This is a genomic window from Microcoleus sp. Pol7_A1, from assembly GCF_036701085.1.
GTDB classification, from domain to species: domain Bacteria; phylum Cyanobacteriota; class Cyanobacteriia; order Cyanobacteriales; family Microcoleaceae; genus Microcoleus; species Microcoleus asticus.
Window position 1 is genome coordinate 39,207 of the sequence record NZ_JAUBQD010000008.1, and the last position, 23,486, is coordinate 62,692.

General features: G+C 46.0%; 19 protein-coding genes. 12 read left to right on the forward strand and 7 right to left on the reverse strand.

Annotated features, from left to right (window positions below):
- Positions 1–1,185: 1,185 nt before the first annotated feature.
- Positions 1,186–1,899 carry a riboflavin synthase gene (ribE, locus tag QUA20_RS07260; RefSeq protein WP_333187054.1) on the reverse strand — a complete coding sequence of 238 codons (714 nt, stop codon included), beginning with the start codon at positions 1,897–1,899 and terminating at the stop codon, positions 1,186–1,188.
- Between the two features lie 229 nt (positions 1,900–2,128).
- On the opposite strand from ribE, the gene QUA20_RS07265 reads away from it, so the two are divergent.
- The 5 genes from QUA20_RS07265 (at position 2,129) to QUA20_RS07285 (ending at position 9,406) form a co-directional block, all read left to right on the forward strand.
- Entirely contained in the window at positions 2,129–2,635 is a 507-nt protein-coding gene (locus tag QUA20_RS07265) for a bifunctional nuclease family protein (protein ID WP_172185863.1), read from the forward strand.
- 5 nt (positions 2,636–2,640) lie between these two features.
- Positions 2,641–3,771 carry an aldo/keto reductase gene (locus QUA20_RS07270; protein WP_333187057.1) on the forward strand — a complete coding sequence of 377 codons (1,131 nt, stop codon included), beginning with the start codon at positions 2,641–2,643 and terminating at the stop codon, positions 3,769–3,771.
- A gap of 636 nt (positions 3,772–4,407) precedes the next feature.
- Positions 4,408–7,620, forward strand: coding sequence for a PAS domain-containing protein (locus QUA20_RS07275; RefSeq protein WP_333187060.1), 3,213 nt, complete (start codon positions 4,408–4,410; stop codon positions 7,618–7,620).
- A 233-nt stretch (positions 7,621–7,853) separates the two neighbouring features.
- Positions 7,854–8,360, forward strand: a complete 507-nt coding sequence (locus QUA20_RS07280; RefSeq protein WP_333187063.1) for a hypothetical protein — start codon at positions 7,854–7,856, stop codon at positions 8,358–8,360.
- A gap of 104 nt (positions 8,361–8,464) precedes the next feature.
- Positions 8,465–9,406, forward strand: coding sequence for a DUF1963 domain-containing protein (locus tag QUA20_RS07285; protein ID WP_333187066.1), 942 nt, complete (start codon positions 8,465–8,467; stop codon positions 9,404–9,406).
- Between the two features lie 252 nt (positions 9,407–9,658).
- Here the strand turns inward: QUA20_RS07285 and QUA20_RS07290 are convergent, their stop codons facing one another.
- Together QUA20_RS07290 and QUA20_RS07295 are read right to left on the reverse strand one after the other, a co-directional pair.
- Positions 9,659–10,768 (reverse strand): extracellular solute-binding protein, encoded by a 1,110-nt coding sequence (locus tag QUA20_RS07290; protein WP_333187069.1) that lies wholly within the window; start codon positions 10,766–10,768, stop codon positions 9,659–9,661.
- A gap of 97 nt (positions 10,769–10,865) precedes the next feature.
- Entirely contained in the window at positions 10,866–11,045 is a 180-nt protein-coding gene (locus QUA20_RS07295; protein WP_333187071.1) for a hypothetical protein, read from the reverse strand.
- 656 nt (positions 11,046–11,701) lie between these two features.
- Here QUA20_RS07295 and QUA20_RS07300 point away from each other — a divergent pair.
- Complete coding sequence (locus QUA20_RS07300) at positions 11,702–12,100, forward strand: hypothetical protein (protein WP_333187074.1); 399 nt, start codon at positions 11,702–11,704, stop codon at positions 12,098–12,100.
- Positions 12,101–12,488: 388 nt separating this feature from the next.
- Here QUA20_RS07300 and cobT read toward each other — a convergent pair whose 3' ends face one another.
- From cobT to QUA20_RS07320, 4 genes are all read right to left on the reverse strand, one after another.
- Positions 12,489–13,595 carry a nicotinate mononucleotide-dependent phosphoribosyltransferase CobT gene (cobT, locus tag QUA20_RS07305; RefSeq protein WP_333187077.1) on the reverse strand — a complete coding sequence of 369 codons (1,107 nt, stop codon included), beginning with the start codon at positions 13,593–13,595 and terminating at the stop codon, positions 12,489–12,491.
- 187 nt (positions 13,596–13,782) lie between these two features.
- Positions 13,783–14,538 (reverse strand): DUF2232 domain-containing protein, encoded by a 756-nt coding sequence (locus tag QUA20_RS07310; RefSeq protein WP_333187081.1) that lies wholly within the window; start codon positions 14,536–14,538, stop codon positions 13,783–13,785.
- Between the two features lie 249 nt (positions 14,539–14,787).
- Positions 14,788–15,285 (reverse strand): universal stress protein, encoded by a 498-nt coding sequence (locus tag QUA20_RS07315; protein ID WP_333187092.1) that lies wholly within the window; start codon positions 15,283–15,285, stop codon positions 14,788–14,790.
- 89 nt (positions 15,286–15,374) lie between these two features.
- Positions 15,375–16,085, reverse strand: a complete 711-nt coding sequence (locus tag QUA20_RS07320) for a Crp/Fnr family transcriptional regulator (RefSeq protein WP_333187095.1) — start codon at positions 16,083–16,085, stop codon at positions 15,375–15,377.
- Between the two features lie 295 nt (positions 16,086–16,380).
- Between QUA20_RS07320 and QUA20_RS07325 the strand changes: the two genes are divergently transcribed.
- The 6 genes from QUA20_RS07325 to QUA20_RS07350 all read left to right on the forward strand — a co-directional run bounded on the left by QUA20_RS07325 (position 16,381) and on the right by QUA20_RS07350 (position 23,447).
- A complete protein-coding gene (locus QUA20_RS07325; RefSeq protein WP_333187098.1) occupies positions 16,381–16,590 on the forward strand; it encodes a hypothetical protein in 210 nt (69 codons plus the stop codon).
- Between the two features lie 190 nt (positions 16,591–16,780).
- A complete protein-coding gene (locus QUA20_RS07330; RefSeq protein ID WP_333187100.1) occupies positions 16,781–16,960 on the forward strand; it encodes a hypothetical protein in 180 nt (59 codons plus the stop codon).
- A 216-nt stretch (positions 16,961–17,176) separates the two neighbouring features.
- Positions 17,177–19,486, forward strand: a complete 2,310-nt coding sequence (locus tag QUA20_RS07335) for a hypothetical protein (protein ID WP_333187102.1) — start codon at positions 17,177–17,179, stop codon at positions 19,484–19,486.
- A gap of 143 nt (positions 19,487–19,629) precedes the next feature.
- Positions 19,630–21,534 carry a hypothetical protein gene (locus tag QUA20_RS07340; protein WP_333187104.1) on the forward strand — a complete coding sequence of 635 codons (1,905 nt, stop codon included), beginning with the start codon at positions 19,630–19,632 and terminating at the stop codon, positions 21,532–21,534.
- Positions 21,535–21,808: 274 nt separating this feature from the next.
- The gene (locus QUA20_RS07345; protein ID WP_333187106.1) at positions 21,809–22,519 is read left to right on the forward strand and encodes a sugar transferase; all 711 of its coding nucleotides are present in this window, start codon (positions 21,809–21,811) and stop codon (positions 22,517–22,519) included.
- A gap of 85 nt (positions 22,520–22,604) precedes the next feature.
- Positions 22,605–23,447 (forward strand): ADP-ribosylglycohydrolase family protein, encoded by an 843-nt coding sequence (locus QUA20_RS07350; protein ID WP_333187107.1) that lies wholly within the window; start codon positions 22,605–22,607, stop codon positions 23,445–23,447.
- Positions 23,448–23,486 lie beyond the last annotated feature (39 nt).

Genomic DNA, 23,486 nt, shown 5'->3' on the forward strand with positions numbered 1-23,486 from the left:
ACAACAATTTGTTTGTAACCAAAAATCTGAAAATATGTCATATTTTTTTATGTTTTAGGGCAGAAGAATTAATCCTATAGCTGTGTTAAATATTAGCCTATTATTTACATTAATTAATGGTTGTATTGGCAAATGTCTCTGGTCTTAATAACTGTAATCATTTAATTTATTTCTAAATAAATTAAATGATTGACTAAATATTTCGATTATGGATACCTCCAAAAGATGTGAGTACAGTTCGCAAAAGAAACAGACGTGAGTAAAATTATTTAAGCTATCATCGCAGCAACAAGATTAGAACCAGAACTAAACCATCTGCCGCATTGTGCGACGTGGAAAAGTACACATATTTTATGTTATCCGAATCAAAATCTTCCGGTTGTTGTCGGTTAGGAATAAAAAATTAAGTTATTAATTTTTTATTCCTAATTCCACCCATCCCAATTTTTGAGCGTCAATGGCTTCATACCTTCTTTTGCCTTTTTACGATGGAGAGTTATAAAACCTCTTTATTTGTGACTTGATTGACCTAGAAGAAAACATGGATTTAAATGTAAAGTAGTGTAGTGGAGTAACAAAAATAGTGGGAACTTTCTATCAGTTTTGGTAAAAGGCGCAATCTAGTGCATTTCTTCATTATTAGATCTGACAATTCATCAAGTTATTGATTTTTCATTCCTAAGTCTACGCAAATTTGGGCAACAGCAATTTAATTATAGTAGAAGTGCTTTTTTGTTTCAGCAAATTATCTCCAAACTCGGGGCTAATGGGAAACTACAACATCGGTTATTTTATTGGAATTTGCTAACTTATCCATTTTTCGATGCAGCGGGAATTCAAAAGCTATTAATTGCTGCACTTTTTTCGTTCGCAGGTGATAATTGCTGCGGGATTGTTTGGGTATAAAAACATTTTTTTTGATTGAATAAGAGAGTTTTATTAATTAACCGCAGAGAGCGGAAAGAGAGAAGTAAGAGTTAGTAGGGTGCGTCTGCTTTGAGCCGTAAATTATTGAGAGAACAATTCGCTGCTGACGCATTCTACAACTCAAAAACAGGTAAGATGCCTGTGAAGCGAAGAGTGAGTTTTCTTTTGGGGTGAGCAGGAGAACCCGCCCGTAAAAGGCTTATTCAGAATGGTGCAATATCTCAGATATGAGCAAGGTGCGCGGTGCGCACCCGAAGATTAAATAAATCCGTGTTCAGCTAAAAATTCTGGGGTAATGCCTCCCAAATGGTTAATGGCCGGGGTTTCTTCCCAAGGTTCGGGATTAGATTTTGAGCCACTGCGGAGAAATTTGGCGACATATTTGCCGAGAATATCTGCTTCTAAATTAACTAAACTTCCTGGTTGCAAATAGCTGAGGTTTGTCTCACCAAAACTGTGGGGAATGACAGAAACTTCAAACCAATTACCGTCAGCATCGCAATCTGCCACGGTTAGGCTGATACCGTTGACGGCGATGCTGCCCTTGGAAACAATGTAAGGTGCGATTTGGCGTTGCCATCCCGAATTTGCTGCTGGTGGGGCAGTAAACCGCATCTCCCAAGCGTTGGCGGTTTGGGTTGATGTCGCTAAAGTGCCGATCGCATCTACGTGCCCCGTCACGAAATGTCCCCCCAATTTGCTACCGGCGCGCAGAGAGGTTTCTAAGTTGACCCAAGCATCGGGGAATGCTCCCAAAGTAGTACGGCGCAGGGTTTCCGGGGAAGCGACGGCGACAAAACCTTGCGGTAGAACTTCCACTACCGTCAAACAGACTCCATCCACGGCTACGCTGTCCCCAATGGCTAAATCTTGTAAAATCTGATAGGAGTTGCTGGAGGTGCAGGAAATTTGGAAATAATCGTTGCCTAGCGACTTCAGCTTTCCGAGAGATTGAATTAGTCCTGTAAACATAAGTATTTTTCCCTAGTCGATCGCTTATTTACATCAAACCACAGCCAAAAACCAGACGCAGGAGCTTTTGCCCTCCCCCTGTCCCCCCCGAGTCAATGTCCCATCTCTAATCGACAGTGCCCGATTCGTTGCAGATTCAGGCGAAGATCGAGTCATACTGGATTTAGGTAATCTTTATGTCCAAGTTCTCTACTGCCTTACAGTTTCTTAATTCTATGAGGCCGATCGAATGATTGAAATGAAAGTCGCTGGAATTGCCTTAGATGCAGCCACGCGCAGTCCTATAGTCCTATTGAGAGACGCTACTGAGCGACGCGCTTTGCCTATTTATATCGGTCAGGAGCAGGCAAAGGCTATTATTAGTTCTCTGGAAGGTCACAAGCCTCCTCGACCTTTAACTCACGATTTGATGGTCAATTTTCTAGAAGCCTGGAATCTTACCTTGGAGCGTATAGTTATTCACTCGCTGCAAGATAACACGTTCTATGCCGTGCTGATCGTCCGTCAGGGAGAAGTTAAAAAAGAGATCGATGCCCGACCTAGCGACGCGATCGCCCTAGCCCTGCGAACGAATAGCCCCATCTGGGTGATGGAAGAAGTCGTAGCCGATGCTTCCATACCGGTCGATCGAGATGCTGATGAAGCAGAACGCCGGGCCTTCCGGGAATTTATATCAAACCTCCGTCCAGAGGATTTGATCAAGAGAAGCGGCTTTAGCCCGGGCGAAACTTCCTAACATTTATGCGCTATCGACGGTTTGGCAAAACTAACTTGCACCTGTCCGTATTTTCCTTGGGAACCATGCGCTATTTGGCTTCTGAGGAAACTGCCTGTCAGACTGTACAAGAGGCTGTTTCTCAGGGAATCAATCACCTGGAAACAGCGGCTGGTTACGGTTGCAGCGAGGAATATCTCGGTGCGGCCATCTCGGCTGGTTTGTCTGTCGATCGATCGCGCTTCCACGTCACTACAAAAATTTCCCCGACGGAGGATGCTGCTGCAATGGAACGCTGCATCGACGCCTCCCTCAAACGCCTGAATTTAGACTATATCGACTGTCTGGCAATTCACGGTTTGAATACTTGGGAACATTTGGCTTGGGTGCGATCGCCCACAGGCTGCATGGAATCTGTACGCAAAGCCCTCGCCGATCGGCGCATTCGGCACGTCGGCTTTTCGACTCACGGGCCTCTGGATCTGATTTTGGCTGCAATCAATACAGATTTATTTGAGTTTGTCAATCTGCATTACTACTATTTTTTTCAGCGCAACGCCCCGGCAATTGAACTCGCCAAGCACAAAGATATGGGCGTTTTCATCATTTCCCCGGCTGATAAAGGAGGGCAACTCTACACGCCCCCGGAAACTCTCGCACAATTGTGCTCGCCTTTCTTGCCTTTAGAGTTGAACTATCGGTTTTTACTGAGCGATACTAGGATTGGGACTCTGAGTGTGGGGGCTGCAAATGCGACAGAATTAGAGAAACCCCTGAAATATTGCGATCGCGACTTTCCCCTCACCAACGCCGAAATCGCTGCGTTCGATCGGCTAGAATCGGCTATTGCAGCCAGTTTGAAAACCGACAAATGCAGCCAGTGCTATGCCTGTTTGCCTTGCCCGGAAAACATCAACATTCCCGAAGTATTGCGACTCCGCAATCTCGCCGTCGGGTGCGACATGACTGACTTTGGCAAATACCGCTACGCCATGTTTGAAAATGCCGGACACTGGTTTCCGGGCAGCAAAGGCAACCGCTGCACCGATTGCGGCGAATGTTTGCCCAGGTGTCCCGAAGAGTTAGACATCCCAACTTTGCTCAAAGATACTCACCAGCGACTGGGCGGTAAAGCAGGCAGGCGGTTGTGGGATTGAAAAAAAGGTGAAGCAGGGAAAAGGTCGATCGAGCGTATCTAAGTTTTGCAATAATTACGCTAAACTTTGGTTTAAGTAAATTTACTGTATAGTCGAGCAAAAAATTACTTAGTCTGGCGACTGTTTGCAAGAGCATCCCGATTTTGCAAAAAGCGTTTTCACAGGAGTGCCAGCATACTGCACAGCCAAGCCTACATCTAAGCCCGAGCACTCCTGTGAAAGCAATCATTGGGATGCTCCGAACAAACTTTTAATAGGAACCGACACTATATGTAAAAACAGCTAAATAAGATAATCTGATTAACACCTAGAAACTGATTTCTGTGAGCATACCCCAGTCATTTTCTTGCTTGGTTGGCGCCGGCGAGAGGCAACAATTTTATGATGATATCATGTGCGATCGATTAACAATAATATCCCGGTCGGGGCGGGTTTTTGAGATTGTCAATTATTGGCAGGTATTGTTGGTGAGGGGAACCCCTACAAAAATCGCTGTCGCTCGACCGGACATGATATGAGTAATTAACCGAATTCGATCTAAAATCTAAAATCCAAAATCTAAAATCTAAAATTGATTGATTGTTTTCCAGATTAATTTATCGCCTGTCATCTATAACCGATTCAGTATCTACTACTATGGCTCAAACTCAGTTAAACGACAGCAAGCCAAATTGTCTGCAGCCAACTGAAGTTGCGACTTCCGAAAGATTTAAAACAGCTTTCAAGCCGTCCGCTTACAACTTATCCGTTACCAGAAAACAGTTAATTGGACTGCTGGCGTTACAAACAATCTTGCCAGTCGGACTAACGGGAGCAGCACTTTGGCTAACATCGGCAGTTGGAAGCAACGAACTGCAAAATCAAGCTAAATCAGAACTGAGCCTTAGTGAAATTAACTACAATCTCAAACTCGATCGTTTTGCCGACCGTTTGCAAAACTCCTCTGACGGCAAAACGATCGCCCAAACAGCTTTAGCTTACAACAGCGACAAAAACATATCAAATTTGCGAAAATCTGTCAAGCAAATTCTGGAAAGTCATGTCAAAACAGGAGCAATACACAGTGCAGCTTTAGTGGGGAAAGATAGGAAGATAATTGTTAGCGTTAATCTCAACCAGGAAGGACAAAATTTTAATCCTCGCAACCTAGCCTATCAAGAATTAGCAAAAAAAGAGCCAATTACGGCTAGCAAAATTCTGGCTAAATCGGAAAATCAGAAACAATTGCCAGCTTTGCAACCGGGATTGAGCGAATATGTCCTTGTGAATTACGTAAAAATTCCGGTAAAAAATCCAAAAAATCAGACTATTATTGCTGCTTTATTTCTAGGAACAAATCTGAGCAAAATCCCGATGGTTGCCAGTAGCGAAACCGTCAATTCACTCCTCGGATTTTACGCTATTTATGCACCGCTTAATGAGGGCAAATATGTCTTGGTAAGCGGACAAAGTGTTACGAAAAATCAACTGTTGCCCAACTTACAGTGGATGGACAGATCGCTGCTGAGATCTGCACGCGCCGCCGATGGCAAACCAGTTGCCCAGCAAATACAAATAGGCAATCAAACTTATACAGTAGCAGCAAAATCCCTGAATAATCTAGCCGGAAAACCCGCTGTAATTTTAGTGCGGGGCATCCCCAAAACCTCGATCGAAACATGGTGGGGCAACAACTGGCTGCTGGCACTGTCTGCTGCTGCCGTTTTCCCCTTCGCCTTGGCAGTTGCCGTCACCCGCCGGATTGCCAAACCCGGTAACTCAGATTTATCAACAGCAGAGGGGAATTGGGCATTTAACTCCACCGCCGAACCGCAGCAGCGTTCCCGGAATTGGGATCTAATTTATGACAATTTAAATTTCGGCGAATTTCCCGATTTATTTCCCAATAAATCGAGTTTAAACAGTAAATTAGCGGTCGATTTTCGATATAAAAAAACTGCGGGTGATGGCCCGATCGCAAATCCCCAGATCCCGCTCGCTTTCCAACCCCTAGAATTGCCCGCAAACTCCGTTTCAAGTCAGTCGCGGCCGGCAAATACAGAACTAGAAAAAAGCGCGATCGCCTTAAATCAAGTCCAGGAAGCTTGGCAAGACTTAAATCGCCTCAACTTGGAATTGCAGCCAGAAATACTCGATCGCCAAAACACTCAAAAAGCCCTGCGAAAGAGCGAAGCACTGCTGCAAGCGATTTTAGACAACTCAACAGCAGTGATTTACATCAAAGATGTTGACGGAAAATACCTGCTCACCAACCGCCATTTTGACAATTTGTTCGACATCGCCAAAGAGCAAATAACAGGCAAAACCGACGGCGAGATTTTTCCCGAAGATAAAGCAGCAGCCTTGCGAGAAAATGACCTGAAAGTTATCGAATCCTCGTCGCCCCTAACCATCGAAGAAATCATCCCTCAAGACGACGGCCCGCACACTTATATTTCTCTGAAATTTCCCCTCTGCAACTCCGAAGGCAAAGCTTATGCAGTCGGTACAATTTCTACAGACGTGAGCGATCGCAAACTTGCCGAACTCACCCTAGAAAAAGCCAAAGCAGAACTAGAAAAAGAAGTCGAACAGCGCACCCTATACCTCCAACAAGCCAACGAACTTTTGCAGTTTGAACTCGCCGCCAAAGTCCGCGGCGCGATCGCCGTCAGACAAATGACTGCTCAGGTAGCCCGACACGCCAGAACAGTTGACGGGATTCTCGGCGCTTCTCTTGACCTAATTTTTCTAGTCGATCGATCGGGAAGATACACTTACGTCAGCCGCACCGCCGCTCAAGCTGCCGGCAAGAATCCCAGAGAAATGATTAGCAAAACCTGGCAGGAATTAGGCTGGTCGCCAACAATTATGCAGCGGGTTCACGAAGAATGCGACGCCATATTTGCCACAGCCGAGCCCAAGAAAGGCGAAGTAATTGTCCCCACGGCAAGCTGGGGAACCCGCGACTACGAGTACATTCTCAGCCCGCTTTGTGCGACTGACGGCAGCGTCGAAGCGGTAGTGGCCACGCTGCGAGATATCACCGAACGCAAAGACGCTGAGGAAGCGTGGCAGTTGGCCAAAGAAGCCGCAGAACTCGCCAACCGCGCCAAGAGTGCTTTTCTGGCAAACATGAGCCACGAGTTGCGGACTCCTCTGAACGCGATTATCGGCTACAGCGATATGCTGGTGGAAGATGCCGAAGAGTTAGGCAACTTAGAGATAGTCTCGGATTTAGACAAAATTCGCACTGCTGGCAAACACTTGCTGCGGCTCATTGAGGACATTCTCGACATTTCCAAAATTGAAGCTGACAAGATGGAGATTTACCTCGAAAGCTTCGATGTTGGAGGCTTAATCGAGGAGGTAGTAACAACTATCAAACCGCTAATGGATAAAAACGGCAATACTTTGCAAGTATTGAGTTCTGACAATATCGGCGCGATGCACGGCGATTTGATGAAAGTGCGGCAGGTAATGCTGAATTTGCTCAGCAATGCTGCTAAATTTTCTGCTAATGGGGCGATCGTGCTTACTGTCGAAAGAATTACCAGCGAAGAATTAAAAAATAAATATCAACCGAGAGTTGCTCAAATGTTAATTTTGGATTCAGACTTTTTAGTTTTCCGAGTGACGGACACGGGTATCGGCATGACACCAGAGCAGCAAGAGCGACTGTTCCAACCTTTTACTCAAGCCGACAATTCAACTACTCGCAAGTACGGCGGTACTGGTTTGGGACTGACTATCAGCCAGCGTTTTTGTCAGATGATGGGCGGCGATATTGAAGTTTATAGCGAGTTAAATTGCGGTTCTACTTTTACTGCTTGTCTGCCTGCTTCATTGTTTAGGCGATCGGAATTTTAACATGACTGTGGGGGCGGGTTTTACCAACAATAAAAGCCAAAAACAAACAATCTAATAAACCCGCCTCCACACCACACAAAATCGCAACGTACATCTTTTGCAGATAATAAAATGTAAGGTTGATGTAGGTTATCTGCTGTGCGGGGGCGGGTTTTATCGATAGCGAGTTTTCGAGATAAATTGTTGGTAAAACCCGCCCCTATGGGAAACATATAATCAAGAACACAATAATTATGAAATATGATGTTGATACCCGCAGGCATGGCATTTTGACAAAAAGTTTATTTTTGTTCCCGATCGCCTGTTCTGCGTGCCTCGGAGCCTTGCTGTGGGGACAATCTGCGACATTTTCCCAGCAGCCGGCTTGCCCGACTGGCAACGCTGCTAATTTACCGTCGCCCCCGCTTTCGCAAACCGAAAAAAGCGTGCCGAGTCTGTGGTTAGCTCAAAAACAGTTTGGCGGAAAATTGCTCGATCGCTGGTTTGTCGATCCCGGCAATACTTGGGTAATTATCATCGTCAACCGCCAACTTTGGAGTTTGCTCGATTATATGGAACGCTATCAGTTTGTCAACCGCTTCGGCACTGTCGCCAGCGAATACGGTTACAATGTGCGAGTTTGCAACCGTCAAGGCACCGCTTTGGCAGTTTATTCGTGCAAGGGCGATCGGCTTAGTTGTCGCATTGATTTAGAATCTCTCTCAAATCCGCGTCTTCGAGGAAGGCGGAAGGAATTTTAGTAGGGTGCGTCAGCAGCGAGCTATTTTCTGGATAATCGATAAATCAAGAGCTGACGCACCGTGCATTTGAGCTGATAGATGCGGTTTGTAATAAGTAGAAAAAAATGAAAACAAACCTTGAGCTTCCTGCTGAATTAGAACCTTTTCGCCAAGAAATTGAAAGTTCAGAAAAGCCTGTTATCAAAATCACTTACGAACGAAAGGCGACTGATTTCTGGTCAAGCAAATTTGGCGGAGTGCCTTACTTGCCGAAAGGTTACGATTTTCCCAAAGATAGTGATGGAAAATATATGCACCTTTTGGCACAACTCAATTTTGAGGAAATCTTTGCCCAAGTGCCATATTTAGCCCCTTTTCCCAAACAAGGAATTTTGCAATTTTATATTAGTAACAATCAAGGTTGGTATGGAATGGATATAGAGAAGTTGGACAATCAAAAAGATTTCAAAGTATTGTACTTTTTAGAAATTGACAGAAATAATTGTCAAACAGATTTTGCTTGTTTGTTGGATATCAATGAGAGCTATTCAACTTTAAACAATCAAAAACTTAGTGCCTTGCAATTTTTTGACGAAAATAATTGTCCGATTGATAATCCTTTTAGTGAGCATATTTGTGAACATGATTATTTTTTACCTTTAAATCACCAATATGTGAATAATTCTCAAGAATGTTTGGCTTTACAGTTTAGTCCTGACAATGAGTGGGTTTGCCCAGAAGACTATCAAATTAATAACATTTTTGAAAAACAAAAACTTGAACAATTCTTTGAGGTAATCAGTAGAGATAATTACAAAATATTTGATTGGTATTATGCTAATTTATACGAAATTCACCATAAAATAGGGGGATACGGCTACTTTACGCAAACTGATCCTCGTGAGTATAGTCCGCAATACAAAGACCATAAAGTTGTACTCTTACACATGATTAGTGATGATGAGATTTGTTGGGGTGATTGTGGAGTAGGGAACTTTTTGATTCGTGCTGAGGACTTAGAAAATTTAGATTTTTCTCAGGTGATTTATAATTACGATTGTTCTTAAAATTAAAATACCAACACTTCAACCCGTGCTATTTTTTTATTTTTCTAAGGTACGTTGTTGCGCTTCAGCGCTCTTTGGAAGCATCTCATTTTTGTAAAAAGTCTTTGTTCTTTGAATAATGTCCCGCTCGCCTATTGTACAATACGGGAGCGGGGACAGCACTATAAATGCAAAACTGCTCTTTGCTCCTTGCTCTTTCATAGATAAAAGAGCGCTGAAGCGCAACTACGTACCTCAAAACGTAGTAAAATTTTAGCCTTTCACTACTTGCCGAATTTCTTGCCAGAGCGATCGATACAGCGAGATCCCCGCATCCCCAAACGGCAGCAGAAACTCGCTAGCCGCAAGAATCTTAGCATCCGGCAACAACACAGAATTAGTGCGAACAGCTTCCGGCAAATCCTCGGGTTTCATGCCGACAATTATCGGGGAACTAGCCTTAGCCAGCAAAGATAATTGAGGAGCAATCCGAGGCTGCAAACAAAAATCAATCCATTTTTCCACTAACGAAACAGGATTCCCCGATGCTGGTTCTACCCACAAATCAGTCCAAAGTGCAGTTCCAGAAACCGGGATTACTAAAGCAATATCCTTTTCAGTTTGCAGCAGGGGCAGCAAGTCCCCTGAGGAACCTACTGCCAACCAAGTATCGCCTAAAGTTAATGGTTGCAGGTAAGCATCGGAACTATAAAGTTTAACTTGTTGGTGCAGATTTGCCAGTTCTTTTTTGAGATTTGGGACTTTATCTAATTGCTGCGTATTGTAAGATTTTCCGAGTTTTTTTAATGTTAAACCAATAACTTCTCTAGCACTGTCCGGCAAAGAAATTCGATCGCGCAATTCCGAGCGCCACAAGTCACTCCAATCTGTGGGAGTCCACCCCAAAGACTTGAATTTATCTGTTCGATAGGCAATTACTGTACTTCCCCAGCGGTAAGGTGCGCCCCAAATTTTACCTTTAGGATCTAATTGACCGTCATCGTTGCGCCTGACGAGTTTTTGCCATCTTTCGGGCAATTGTGCCCAATTAGCAAACTTAGCAGGATCGATCGGCTGAATCAATTTTTGCCGGATTGCCAAAGTCAGCCAGTAATCTCCCAACATCACCAAGTCAGCTTGATTTTTTGATTTGGGAACCTGTTTCCACTCCTGCAATAGGGCGAATAATTCTTTTAATTGTGGTTCTTGCGTTACCTGCAAAAGCGGAGACGGTTGTACATCGCGGCTAAATTTGCTTACCAGTTGGGCCGGAATACTGTTTTTGAGCGATCGAATTTTGAGAATGGGCTTGGAGTCGCACCCTGCCGCCAATTGACTTAAAGTTAGGGTGGCGGCCCCCAATAGCAAAGACCTTCGTTTCACCTGTGAATCCGCTTTTCTAAATATTGACCGATCGTTTTGTGTTCTGCAGCCCGGAAAATAATTGTTTGTCGAGTCCGGTAATTGGCGCCGATTTATCTTATTTCTTCCTCAAACACAGAGCCATTGTACTCGGTTCTGCTGCGCTGTGAGTCTGTTTGACTCTTGCCCTGATTTTACCTTCTACCTTGTCGATCGAGCTTTCCGATGCCGACAGCCCCGTCAACTTAACGCCTGATTTCTCCGCGAAAAGTTCTTTTGACCTCACATCTTGCACCATTCTCGATGGCCTTCTATGGGCGGGTTCTCCTGCCCACCCCACAAGAAAATGCACTTGTTCTGGAACAGGCCGGAAAGCCTGTTAAGCGAGAATGGTGCAGCATATGAGTTTGACCCAATTTTGCTCGCCCCCGTTGGCGATCGACTGCATCTGTGTTACATTTGTTAATATAACGAAACAAGGAGAGTGTTGCCCTCTGCCGCTGGATGACGCTTTTGACAAAACCGAGCGGTATTTCCCAAAGTCTGTCATGTCGAAAGTGAAAAATCCTTTTTAAATCCGCGACAGCTTAATAACTAAAAATCCACTATTGTCAATCCTGAAAGCACTGGCTAGAGCGAAGTCAATTTAATAGGACGCTGCCCGATCCGACTCTCAGAAACCTGATGTTTTAACTCTGATTGAAGGTTTGAACGAAGTATGGGGGTTAAAAAACTAGGTTCCTGCATCCAAGACTATCTAAAACCTAAAATCTCAAATCTCAAATCGACTCACGAATGGCGATCGATTATCTTCAGGCTGGCTTCCTAAATCTACCGTCTGGATTGGGAACACAACAATTACGTCAAAAATTAAATAATTTAGTGATAAATCGCAGTTATGTAAAGATTTACCTTATATGTAAAGATATAAGTTACGAGCCAAAGGATGATTGTATGGAACCGCTCCAGCAGCAAGTTACATTATTGACCCAACAAGTCGAGGCCCTTTACAAACTCATAGAAAACCTCAATGACAAGCTATTCGAGTCAGCCCAGGAGACGAAGCTGACCCAGCAGCAGAGAAACGCCAGCTCTGGAACGGTAGGAAATGACAAAACCTCGTCATATCAAAGCTACAGCCGTCTCGACGGGCTCCTCGAACACAAAGACATACTGTTAGATGACAGCTACTTCGACAAGAATTCTCAAAGCCTCGAAAAAGAGCTGAGCGCAGAAATTCAAATCCAGCGCCTAACTGCTCAGCTAACAGCAGCTTACAATCGAATTGCTGCTTTGGAAGAACAGTTGCTCGCCAAAAGAGTGCACTCGCAACAGGTAGGCGGATCTCATTAAATATTGCTAGCGGGGATCGGGCATTAATATCAAAAAAATACAAGTTGCGTTGATTTATGCTCGTCAACTTATAGAGTCATTGCATAGAGTTTTTTCTCTCGCGCAATTAGCAGGAAGAATACTGCATTAAAGCGAGATTTGGTGTAGAAACTTCTGTAAATATGAGAGCATTTATGCTCAATAAAATGAGATAATTATTCAGCCAAAATGAAGCTGGTTGAGCAGCAGAACCAGATTCGCTGCTCGATAGGCGCATATTAATTTTTAATGTTTAATTCCTCACAGCGCTGGACGCAAAGAAAACTAAAAACCCGGTTTTGGAGTGTATTCATCGCTGCAAAACCCCAATATTTGGAGTAAAAAACGGGTTTTTGGCATCCAGGACTATCTAATGTTTAATTTCACACCGCGAGGCTAAAGCTTCAACAGCTTGGAGGAGTTGAGTTGGAGTCCAATTTGCAGCCAAGCCACTGGCGATCGCACACGCTCCCGCACCCAAACCTTCCTTAACATAGCCGCGATCGTAAGCTTGCAGTTGCCCGTAGCGAGATCCAGCAAAACTTAGCTGCGCGGCCAACAAAGGCACACCGCCGATATCATTAGCGAGTCCTACAGTGTCTCCTGTAGGGTCTTCCGCCACCCAGCGAGTAGTCCCCACCGCAACTTGTTCGGGACACCATACCAGAGCATATTCACGGGCTAAGGCTTGCATCAAAGCGTACACTGCCAGCATTTGCGTGCCCCCGGCCAGGAGTACCCCGCAAGTCCGACTCGCGGCGATCGCCATTCCCGCCACCGCTATTTGCATCGGATCGCCCACCGCCGCCACCAATTCCAGGGGAGTGCTGTTTTGTCCGCCAATTTCCCACTCAGCATGATTGAGTCCCGCTGTCACCGCAGCCAATTTTTGAGCGTGATTGCAGCGAGGATGAGAACTGTTAACTTTGCCCGCCGCTGCAATACCCAAACCCATTAACACGCCCAAAGCAGTAGTCGTTCCCCCAACTACGCACTCCCCTAAAATTAAATAGCTGCCATTAGTTTGAGCGGCCAATTTAGCTCCCCAAATTAATCCTTGTTCGAGCAAATGTTTGACTGTTTCGAGTTCTAAAGCATTCCCAGAAATCACACACTTTGCCGGAGTGCCGCCCAAATCAATTGCAGGTACGGGAGGTGGGAGGGCCAAACCAGCATTAAATAGGTAAAGGGGAATTTCCAAAGCTTCGACTACTGCGCGAGATATCAGTACCGGCGAGGCACCAGCTTCTAGGGGCGGCAAAGGATATTGGGGCGACGGTTGGGGGCCGTTATACAAAAATTCTGCATCGGCCAAACAAGTAAATTGTCGATCGTGCGGGGTTGCTCCTGCTGCTGAAATGCCTGGAATTAAGCCTGTAGCGGTAAATCCTAACACGCAGGCAAATATCGGTTTTCGTCCCCGATAGCGATCGAGCCACCGCTGACCCTGTTCGATTTCTGTATAAATACCAATCATAAATTAGTTAGCAGTCATTAGTCATTAGTTAGCAGTCATTAGTCATTAGACCTCTCCAATAATTATTGTGGAACAGACATCCTGCCTGTTCAAGACTTGCTTTTCAGGAGAGGTCTATTAGTCATTAGTCATTAGTTATTTAGTAGCAATTAGCAATGCCCCATGCCCCATGCCCCATGCCCAATAACTACTCTTCATAATCGATCAAAAGTTGCACCCAGCGCGGCGGCCGCGGAATCGGATTTCCCAAACGATCTAACAGCAGCAAAGCTACTAAATGCACTACAAATAAATAGACAATATTGTTAACCAAAATCATCCCGGCGGCGATCGCCCCAATAGTGTTCAAACTCGGTACATTAAGCCAGCCCAGCTTCACAAAAACCCATTCCACCATCTCTGTTACCTGGGCTGTTACGTAAACCCAGAGGTCTTGACCCACCAAAGCTGACAGCAACCAAAACTTAAAAAAGAAGCCAAGAGTGCCAATTAACGCGCCCAAACTAATAGAAAAAGACCAACTCGCTTTGCGCTTCCAAAGTCCTCCCAGCGCAACTCCCATAATTCCAAAAGGAATCACGTATAAAATGCTGCGCGTCGGGCCCATGAGTACCGACAGCAGCAAACCCGATACCAAAGCTGCCATCCAAGAAGCGCGGTTCCCCCAGCGCAGGTAGACAAGGGCGATCGGTATCGGGAAAAAAACCCGCAGCAAAGGCCCCAGCGGAAAGTAATAATTTACCAGCCAAATCAAGCTAGCGGTACTTGCCAAAAATGCCGTTTCTACGAGCCTTAAAGGCGCTTCCCCTAATTCGCGCTTCCCCGGATCGGGATTTGTGCGATCGCCAGCCATTGCTGAAATATCGGCGGTTTGCGGCTCGTTATTTGTAGTGGGTGAACTGCCCGAATTAGACGCAGCATCTGCTGACAAAAAATCACTCATCCGATTTTAGATTTTAGATTTTAGATTTTAGATTTTAGATTTTACGGAACTTGGGCGCTATACGGCTGATTCCCGGTTTTCCGATTTTAGATTTTAGATTTTACGGAACTTGGGCGCTATACGGCTGATTCCCGGTTTCACTTTTTGGAGCTTCGCGGCCAAATTTAATCTTGCTCGCAGAAACCGGGTTTAGGTACGAACGCGACTCTTATTTTAGATAGACTTTCTCAGCAAAAATTTTCAGCAGCATCATTTTTCGGCTTTGACTTCCTGAATTACAAAAACCGAACAAGATGCGTGGTGAACGACATAATTGCTGACGCTGCCGAGGAAAGCTTCTGCCAACCCCGTGCGGCCGCGCCTCCCCAACACTATTAAATCTGCGCCCCAATTTTGGGCGGATTCACAGATAGAATACCCCGGAGCGCCCTCCATTTTGCAGTCAAATTCCACCTGCAATCCTTCTTTTGCTGCCGCGTCGCAGTATTTTTTCAGAAAACCCGAAGCCTGTTTTACCTCACTTTCCAGCCGCAAACGTTGAGCTTGATAAGCTTGATTCATTAACTCGACATTCATACCTAAATCTACCGGAATTGGCACGGCAGTCTCGCCCAGCGAGTTGACAGTAACGCAGTTAAATAGCATCACCTGGGCCCGATCGCTCACAGCTAATTCTAAAGCTTGATTGAAGACGCGGTGGCTAAGTTCAGAATCATCTAAGGCAACAAAAATTTTCTTAAAACTCATAGCTTTACCTCCGGCGGGGAATCATCAATATCAGTTAGTTAACAGAGAGTGCTTTTGAATTAGATTCAATTTAGCAATCTCTGATACTTCTAGACTAACAGACGCTCCAAGGCGTGCAGGTCGGGAATGCACAAAACGTCACGTTCGCGCTGAATAGTTCCTTTTTTTTCCAGCTTGCTCAGCACTCGCGTTACTGTTTCGCGAGCCAGCCCGCTGAGGCTGCTCAATTCTCTGTGTGGCAGGTTGGGAATTTCTGTACCTCCTGATAACATGATTTTCCCTTGCCCCTCTGCCAAAAATAATAGAATATCTGCTACTCGCGAGGTACTGTCAGATTCTCGCAAACGCAGGCGGCGGTTGACTTGTCGCAGGCGACGGGCCATCAGTTGAGCGAGGCGAATGCCTGCTAGCGGCTCGGTATGAATGAGCTGCACAAAATCCTGAGATGGCATATTGCCGATCAGTGTCGGCGCTAGGGTGATGACATCTGTCGATCGCGGTGCTTCTTCGATCGCGGCCATTTCCCCGAACAGTTCTCCTTTCCCTAAAATATTCAGTGTTACTTCTTTTCCGTCTAGGTTGTAGGTGCGAATTTTCACCCAACCATCCAATATAAAATACACTGATGTTCCCCAGTCATTTTCGAGTAAAATCACTTGATTTGACGGATGACTGCGGGTAACGATGTGGAGAGTTGCTCTCTCAATTACAGGCTCGGGCAAGCCTGCAAAAAAAGGAGTAGAAACTATCAATTGATTTATATTGGAATTCGGATCTCGGGTGTTAAAGCGGTCTTCCATGAGGCCATCATTTTAATTTATGCGCTTGAGCTGCGCTGGGCAGTTAGAAATAGCTTGCAGCCGAGTCATTCGATTTTAGATTCAAGATTTGACAAACAAGTATCTAAAATCGGCAATTTTACCTCTAAAGTTTTGCGGTCGTCAAAGGTCTAATATGGAAATTTATAGCCTTAAGCTCTGATTGCGAGCTAGAAACTAAAGAATATACCATAATTTTTTAGATACCTACCACGGAGCAAATTTTATTAACAAAATTTTAGCAACGTGGCAAGCGACTGAGCCGATCGAATTACCTTTGAAAGCACTTCGCTTAGAAAGCTTAACACTGCTGAGAGATTTGTTGTCAGTCTGGCCTGCTGTGGACGATCGGCAGAATCCGCGAGCACAAGCGTGCCAGCACCGCAGACAGCCACCAAATCCGACTGCAACTGCCTGGAACCTATCAAATTTCAGCACGATCGGCAAAATCCACAGGTATTGCGAGCCTAAGGGCGGGCCCTCTTAGCGAGCAAAACCGACGCAGTTCGCAGCAAACTTTTCTGCTACCCCGAGATTATTGTACCATTAGTATCTAGGCATGAATACAGATAAAAGGCTATTATGAAAGGTTACTAAAACCGAATGTACGGAGACAATCCCGCATCCCAGCATCCCAAATCGCAAATTGTTTGAGGTTTTTTTCAAGTCGGTGAAAGATGAAGAGACAGTGGGGCGCCGCCACGCTAGCCAAACTTGGGGTGACGGGTGTGCGGCAGGCCGTTAGAGCGGGTGAAGACCAAAGTTCGTGCGACGATCGCAGCTATCCCGAGCAGGAATCGACCTCCGGCCCGGCAAACAGAAAAGCAGACGCAGAATTTGGCAGCACTTGCAGTTGATAGAAGCGAGCATTTGGTGCGGAAGTACCGGCTAACCTATCATAGGCAATAGAAGTTATCCGAAGATAAAAGGTTAATTAACAGTTGTCAGAAAATATTAGTGAATTATTGACGGACTCGCATTCAGATTATTCTATGTATTGGCATCGCTGCCGCCTGACTTCAGTCTTTTTTCGGTAAAGTTTCTCCCAAGCCGCATTCCCAGAGGTTCCCCCCTTGAATTCTCAGAAGTACAAAATTCAATCACTGATTGCTGAGATTGACGAGGTACTCAGCAAGCCCGCACCCCGCTTGCCTTGGACGGGTTCGATCGATACTGTCCACCAGCGCCAACTTTTAGAGCGAGTTCGCGCTTATCTGGTTTCCTCAGACTCCAAGCTAACGGCCCCAAAGGCCCCCACCAGTACCAATGTCCGCCCGCAACCAGTTCCAGTGCCCAAAGTTCCGCTCAGGGCCCCTAGCCCCTCAGCCGCAGAGCAAATCATGCTTGCCGTAACCGGAGAAATCAGCCACCTGCGTTCAAGCCTGACGGGGCCGCTCCAAGAAGACATAGAAGCTCTGCGCCAAGAGCAGCAAGCTCTAATTCAAGAAATCAAACAGCTAGAAGCACAACGGCAGCAGCAACAATCCCTAGCTCAGCAACAAGCAAACCAACAGCAAATCATTTCAGAATTCTTGCAGGTACTGACTGCCCGTTTGGAAGAAACCTTGACTAGCGATTTCTCCCAAATTCTAAGTTCGCTAGAAAATCAGTTATTGCAAAGCAGCGCAGCACCTCACTCTTTGGGCAGTGCGCCTGATGAACAATCGGCTATTGACGTAACACTTAACCGACAAACCTCAGAAGAACACCCGCTGCTGACGCCGGATCAGAGGTTCGAGCAAATGCAACTGTTGCAATCTCGTGCTGACAGTCTGCTGATGAGTCTCGATTCTAGGATGGGTATCGTGTTCGAGGCTTTGCAAGCAAATCTGCAAAGCTATCAAGCTTCCTTGAGACAAGAACTCGACAATATGTACGGTTTGAGCCAGCAGAGCGAGGCGAGGTTCGCGGCTTTCGTCAACCACTTGGCCGGACAGTTGGGGCGAGAAGCCTCTTCCTACGTACAGCAGCCGATCGATTTAGCAAATCTCGAAACAGTCATCCCAAACGCAGCCGATCGGTCTGATGCCGCTCCAGCCCTCTCAAATACTGCGATCGAACAGTCAGCCCCCGACACTCAGAGTGCAGAGTTGGTGCAGTCCAATCGCACCGGCGAATTCGGAGAACAAGACAGATTGCCCTACGCCGGTACAGAAATTTCTCCGCAATTCGGACAGTTGAGGCGCGACCGCGACCGCATTCCATCCCCAATTTCGCTCCCTGACTTGGAAGAGAATTTGTTCGGTTCGGCACCCGAAAGACCTAGACCGACAATTGCCTTTTCCGGCGCTGAATCGGAAAATAAATTAGCAGAAACAGGCGAAGATATTGAGGATTTGTATGCAAGTTTGTTCGCGGGAGAAGCAGTCGCCGAAGTAGAATTAGAACTCGAAACTGTACTACCCCAAAATACTGAATTTGAAACCGCAAGTGAGGCTGTACAATATCAAGCGGCGTCGGATAATGAAACTGCCGACGCCCTAAATATGACCGAAGATTTGTTTGTAAATCTGCTGGATGAAGGCGAATCACTGGAAGAAAATATTTTAGTAAATCCAGATTCAAACTTCGTAATAGGTAATTCTGTAGAATCTCTAACTTTAGATAGTGCAGGTTTATTTGAACCGCAAGTGGCATCAGGACCTCAAGTTTCAGAACCGCCAGCCTCAACCGCCTCGCTGCAACTTGAGGCGGACGATCGAGAAAATCTAGAAACGGCTCAAAACCCAGGCGAGGAGTTCGACGCTGCGGTGCCTGAACCGCCACCTTTGCCGTTGAGAACGCCTGCTGAAATTAGCCGGAACCGCCCCAGTGCCGCGCCCGGTTTGTCGAGTATCGGTGAGTTTCAAACAGGCGAGTCCGGCACTTCGTCGCAGCGGCTTGATGATGGCTACATCCAAGCTTCGGCGGACGAGGATTTGCTGCCGGTCGAGGCATTAGAAGATGACCTCGATCGAGCTTTAAATTTGGACAACAATACTCTGCAACTGTTGGAGACAGACCTCTACAATCTGGAGGGATTGGGAAATACTAGCTTCGGGCGATCGAATTCCTCAACCGCTAACAGCTTGGATTTATCGGCGAGTTCCCCCGAAGTCGGTGCAAAAAATCCCTTTGCCGAGGTCGCAGAGGAAGAACTCGGCACGCTGGAGGATTTGTTCTCCGATGTGTTGGAACTCTCATCTGAGGATGAACCCTTTGTTTTGGAAAACGAACTTGAGGATGACTTGTTTGCTGAGGAAGACGAGTCGAACTTGACGCTAGACGAGATTTTGGCTAGTTTGACCGAGACCGATCGACCTTTGACTGATTCTCCCGATCCAGAAACTGCCGAAACTAACGAACTGCGATCGAGTCCTTCAGAAAATAAAAAAAAAACCTAATTTCGACAGAGAGTAAAGCAGGAGTTGTTGAGGGGAAAACCGATTTTAGCGAGTTTGCCGGGACACAGCAGCAAGACTCGGCTGGGCATTCTGCAGCAGGTGCGATCGCCCCATCCCGAGAACGCCGGAACTCTAGCTGGTATTTGGGCATTGATTTCGCCTCCAGCGGGCTGTCGGCGGCTTTGCTCGATCGCACCAGCGGCCAGTTGCACCCGATTTACTGGGAAGCACCGCAGGCTGAGGGTTTCGCTGCCGGCCCCAGCTTTCGGATTCCCTCGGCTGCGGTGCTTGCGGAAACAGCCTCAGGGAGCCCTGCACCCCAGGTGACAGTCAAGTCGGTGGGAATCCCACCCCTGGCTTTGCCTGCAGGAGAATTTTTACTGCAAAATTTTAAATTGCCTTTAAAGGTGGGCATTCCTTATCAGCGGGAAGCTGCTGGAATGTACGAACCGCTGTTGCAGTGGTCGCCCTTGCAGGCTGTTTCGATCGCCTTGCCGCTGCAAGGTGTGCGGGCGCTGCTGGCTACTTTGAATCCGAGGAAGCAGGGGCAAAAATTTGACGGATCGGGGGAAGTTTTGGATTCTGCACCGAGGATGAATTTTGCAGGATTGCCAGTTTCTAATTTAATTTGTAGGGCTTCGGGACTAACGCCAGAAACTCTCGATGCGGCGCTTTTAGAATTGCGGGGTGTAATTTTGGGGACTCCGGCAGGTTGGTCGGATGCTTATCGGTTTAATCTGCGGGAGGCTGTTTTGGGCGCGTCTCTGGTGGCTTCGGGTTCGCAAATTTTTGTGGTGGAAGATGCGATCGCCACTTTGCTTGCTGCTGTAACTCCTGTGAAAAATGCCACAGGATTGGAGTCCTCAGCCGTGGATTCTGCTAAGGACGGTGAAGAAGCTGCACCGCTGAGTGTGAATGCTTCGTCTTTTAGCGGGGGAACTTTGATTTTGAATGCGGGGGCGGCGACGGTGGAATTAGCTTTAGTTGAGTTGCCGTCCAATCTTCAAGATTTAACTCGTGCTGATTTTACTTGCCACAGTTTTGCTTTTGCTGGCGATGCTTTCGATCAAGATATTATCTGTCAGTTGTTGGCTAAAAACGAAACTTGGGGAATGTCGATCGATTTGCCACGTCCGGGACATTCAGATTTGCCGAACCGCTATCAATTGCAGCAGCGGTTACAAGGTTCTGCTTTTGGCCTGCAATTGTTAGAGGCGGCAAAGCAAATAAAAGTTATTTTGCAACATCAAAAAAGTTTTGCTTTGGATATTGACCAGCAGCATTGGGATGTGAAGCGCAAAGATTTGGAAAGTCTGGTTTTAGTGCCTTTTGTGCAGCAGTTGAACCGCGAATTGAATGCTTTGCTCAGCCGCGCGGGAATGTCGCCGGCGGGGATTAATCAGGCGATTTGTGCAGGGGGTATGGGTACTTGGCCTGCGATCGCCCGCTGGTTGCGGCAGAAGTTGCCGAATGCGATCGTTGTTCAAGACCAGGAATTGGAAGTCGATCCAGATATTTTGGAACTTGACAACTCTGTATTAAATTCTGTATCTCAAAGTACAAATTTTTCCGAAAAAATTGGTCGAGTTGCCTGCGGGTTGGCGAGTTTGGCTCTTTATCCTCAAATTTTGGATGTGTCGCAGCAGCAGTACAGCGACTTTTTTCTGCTGTGGGAATTAATGCAGGTTTTGGGTGAGGAAACTCTCAGCTTTCAGGAAATTTTGCAGTTGTTGGAACGCCAGGGCGTGAATACCCGCACCTGCGAGCCTCGGGTTCTGCGGATTTTGGAAGGAAATTTGCCGGCGGGACTTGTGCCTGCGGAGGAAGATTTCATGCTGCTGGGCGAGGAGTCGAGGCAAAATCCCGATTGGGAAGCAATTTTGGCGGAGCCGCTTTTCTTTGAAGATGTCTCACTGGGTTATCGCTTGAATCTCGAACAAGCCTCTGTTGTTCGCGATTATTTAGGCAAACTCGCTTCTAGCAGCCAGCAAAAATTGTTAGAACCGCTAACAATTACTTGGGATGTTCGCACGGATACTTATCGCTAAACGGCAAAAAACCCGGTTTCTCAGTGGAATCCTCCCTGTCGTTCCCCGAACATTCCTAGTAGAAACCGGGTTTTTTGTGGTCAAGAGTAACTTTTTTATGTGAATTTACTTAAAGTTACATAAAATTTATACTACCTTAGAGGAAATACACAGAAACTTTATAAAAATGTTGTTGCTTTTTAAAGATTTTGCAAAGCTCAGCATTTGAGGTTCTGCAGATTTGGGGTGGCGAATAAGATGGACGTAAGATCTCTTTAAAGTTGAGACTAATCAAATGAAATTTCCGATGGGTGCCTATATATCATCAGTATTATCAGGAATGCTGTCCTTATTTCTGCAAAAATTTACTTACCAAGTTTGTGTATCAAGACAGCAGGTTCACCGATCCGTAACTAGCAAGGTAAAACGGTCGATCGATATTTTGGGCTCGCTGCTGGGACTGGCAATTGCTGTTGCGGTGGCGGTGCCGGTGGCAGTGGCGATGCTGTTGGACAATCCTGGCCCGCTGCTTTACAGTCAAGTCCGCTGCAGCTTCAAAGGGCGACATTTCAGAATGTGGAAATTTCGATCGATGGTTGTCGGTGCAGAAAAGCTCAAGCATTTAGTTAACAACCAAGCCAAGGGTCACATTTTTAAGAATGAAAATGACCCGCGAGTTACCCGCGTCGGCCGCTTTTTGCGGAGGACGAGTTTGGACGAGTTGCCTCAATTCTGGAATGTGTTAGCGGGGGAAATGAGTTTGGTTGGGACTCGACCGCCTACTCCCGATGAAGTTGCTGCCTATGACAATTTTCACTGGCAGCGTTTGAATGTTAAGCCCGGTATGACTGGGGAGTGGCAAGTTAACGGGCGTTCAGGAGTTAAAGATTTTGACGAGATTGTGCTGATGGATCTCGACTATCAGCGCAAATGGTCTGTTTTTTACGACATTAGTTTGATGTACAAAACGATTTGGGTTGTGTTGAGTAAAAACGGCGCGTTTTAGATAGTCAGGCTGTTTTGGGTTGTGTGTTTATTTTAAAACTTGGGTAAAAATAGGGTATTAAATATTTGGAAATGGGATTAAATATATGTTGCTAGAGTTAGCGATCGGTGATGCTTACGGTGCGGGTTTTGAATTTGTTGACGGGCAGACGATCGAATTGTACAACAATCTCAACGGCTACATACAACATCCCCGTCACGACATCCAACCGGGATGCTACACAGACGATACGCAGATGAGTTTAGCCGTCGCAGAAGCTATAGTCAGCCGAGAACCTTGGACGCCGGAACTTTTAGCCACCAAATTTGTTGCAGCTTTTCACCGCGATCGGCGAGTAGGTTATGCTGGTAAATTTTACAATTTTTTGCTACAAGTTCAAGACGGCAAAGAATTCTTAGCAAAAATTCGCTCCGCTAGCGATAAAAGCGGATCGGCGATGCGAGCCGGGCCCATTGGCATTTTTCCTAGTATTGAAAAAGTCATCGAAAATGCCACCATTCAAGCTGCAATTACTCACAACACTCCCGATGGCATTAAAGCAGCTATAGCGGCCGCTTTGATGTCCCATTACTTTATTTATCAGTTAGGTTTAAAGAATAATTTGGGAAATTTTCTAGAAAGGCACGTTGCTGGTGAGTGGTCGATACCTTGGCAAGGAGAAGTCAGCACTAAAGGTTTGGTCTGTGTTAGAGCCGCTATTACTGCTGTCATGCGAAATGATAGTATGAGCAAACTGCTCCAAGATTGCATTGCCTTTTCGGGAGATGTCGATACAGTAGCAACTATTGCTTTAGCTGCTGGTTCCTGTAGCAGTGAAATTGCCCAAGACCTGCCAGAAAATCTGGTGCAAGGATTAGAAAATCAATCTTACGGCCTAGATTATATCATAGAACTGGATAAAAAATTGATGAACTGCATTGTTTACTAAAGTGACTGCAAAAAATGTTAAATTAAGGGCAATCTTCGC

Bases quoted from the DNA above. Each gene is read 5' to 3' on its own strand.
- QUA20_RS07280 (WP_333187063.1), top strand. From the start codon at position 7,854: ATGAAATATGATGTTGATACCCGCAGGCATGGCATTTTGACAAAAAGT.
- cobT (WP_333187077.1), bottom strand. From the start codon at position 13,595: ATGATTGGTATTTATACAGAAATCGAACAGGGTCAGCGGTGGCTCGAT.
- QUA20_RS07295 (WP_333187071.1), bottom strand. From the start codon at position 11,045: ATGGTGCAAGATGTGAGGTCAAAAGAACTTTTCGCGGAGAAATCAGGC.
- QUA20_RS07345 (WP_333187106.1), top strand. From the start codon at position 21,809: ATGAAATTTCCGATGGGTGCCTATATATCATCAGTATTATCAGGAATG.
- QUA20_RS07310 (WP_333187081.1), bottom strand. From the start codon at position 14,538: ATGAGTGATTTTTTGTCAGCAGATGCTGCGTCTAATTCGGGCAGTTCA.
- QUA20_RS07315 (WP_333187092.1), bottom strand. From the start codon at position 15,285: ATGAGTTTTAAGAAAATTTTTGTTGCCTTAGATGATTCTGAACTTAGC.
- QUA20_RS07265 (WP_172185863.1), top strand. From the start codon at position 2,129: ATGATTGAAATGAAAGTCGCTGGAATTGCCTTAGATGCAGCCACGCGC.
- ribE (WP_333187054.1), bottom strand. From the start codon at position 1,899: ATGTTTACAGGACTAATTCAATCTCTCGGAAAGCTGAAGTCGCTAGGC.
- QUA20_RS07275 (WP_333187060.1), top strand. From the start codon at position 4,408: ATGGCTCAAACTCAGTTAAACGACAGCAAGCCAAATTGTCTGCAGCCA.
- QUA20_RS07300 (WP_333187074.1), top strand. From the start codon at position 11,702: ATGGAACCGCTCCAGCAGCAAGTTACATTATTGACCCAACAAGTCGAG.
- QUA20_RS07285 (WP_333187066.1), top strand. From the start codon at position 8,465: ATGAAAACAAACCTTGAGCTTCCTGCTGAATTAGAACCTTTTCGCCAA.
- QUA20_RS07270 (WP_333187057.1), top strand. From the start codon at position 2,641: ATGCGCTATCGACGGTTTGGCAAAACTAACTTGCACCTGTCCGTATTT.
- QUA20_RS07320 (WP_333187095.1), bottom strand. From the start codon at position 16,085: ATGGAAGACCGCTTTAACACCCGAGATCCGAATTCCAATATAAATCAA.
- QUA20_RS07350 (WP_333187107.1), top strand. From the start codon at position 22,605: ATGTTGCTAGAGTTAGCGATCGGTGATGCTTACGGTGCGGGTTTTGAA.
- QUA20_RS07330 (WP_333187100.1), top strand. From the start codon at position 16,781: ATGAAGAGACAGTGGGGCGCCGCCACGCTAGCCAAACTTGGGGTGACG.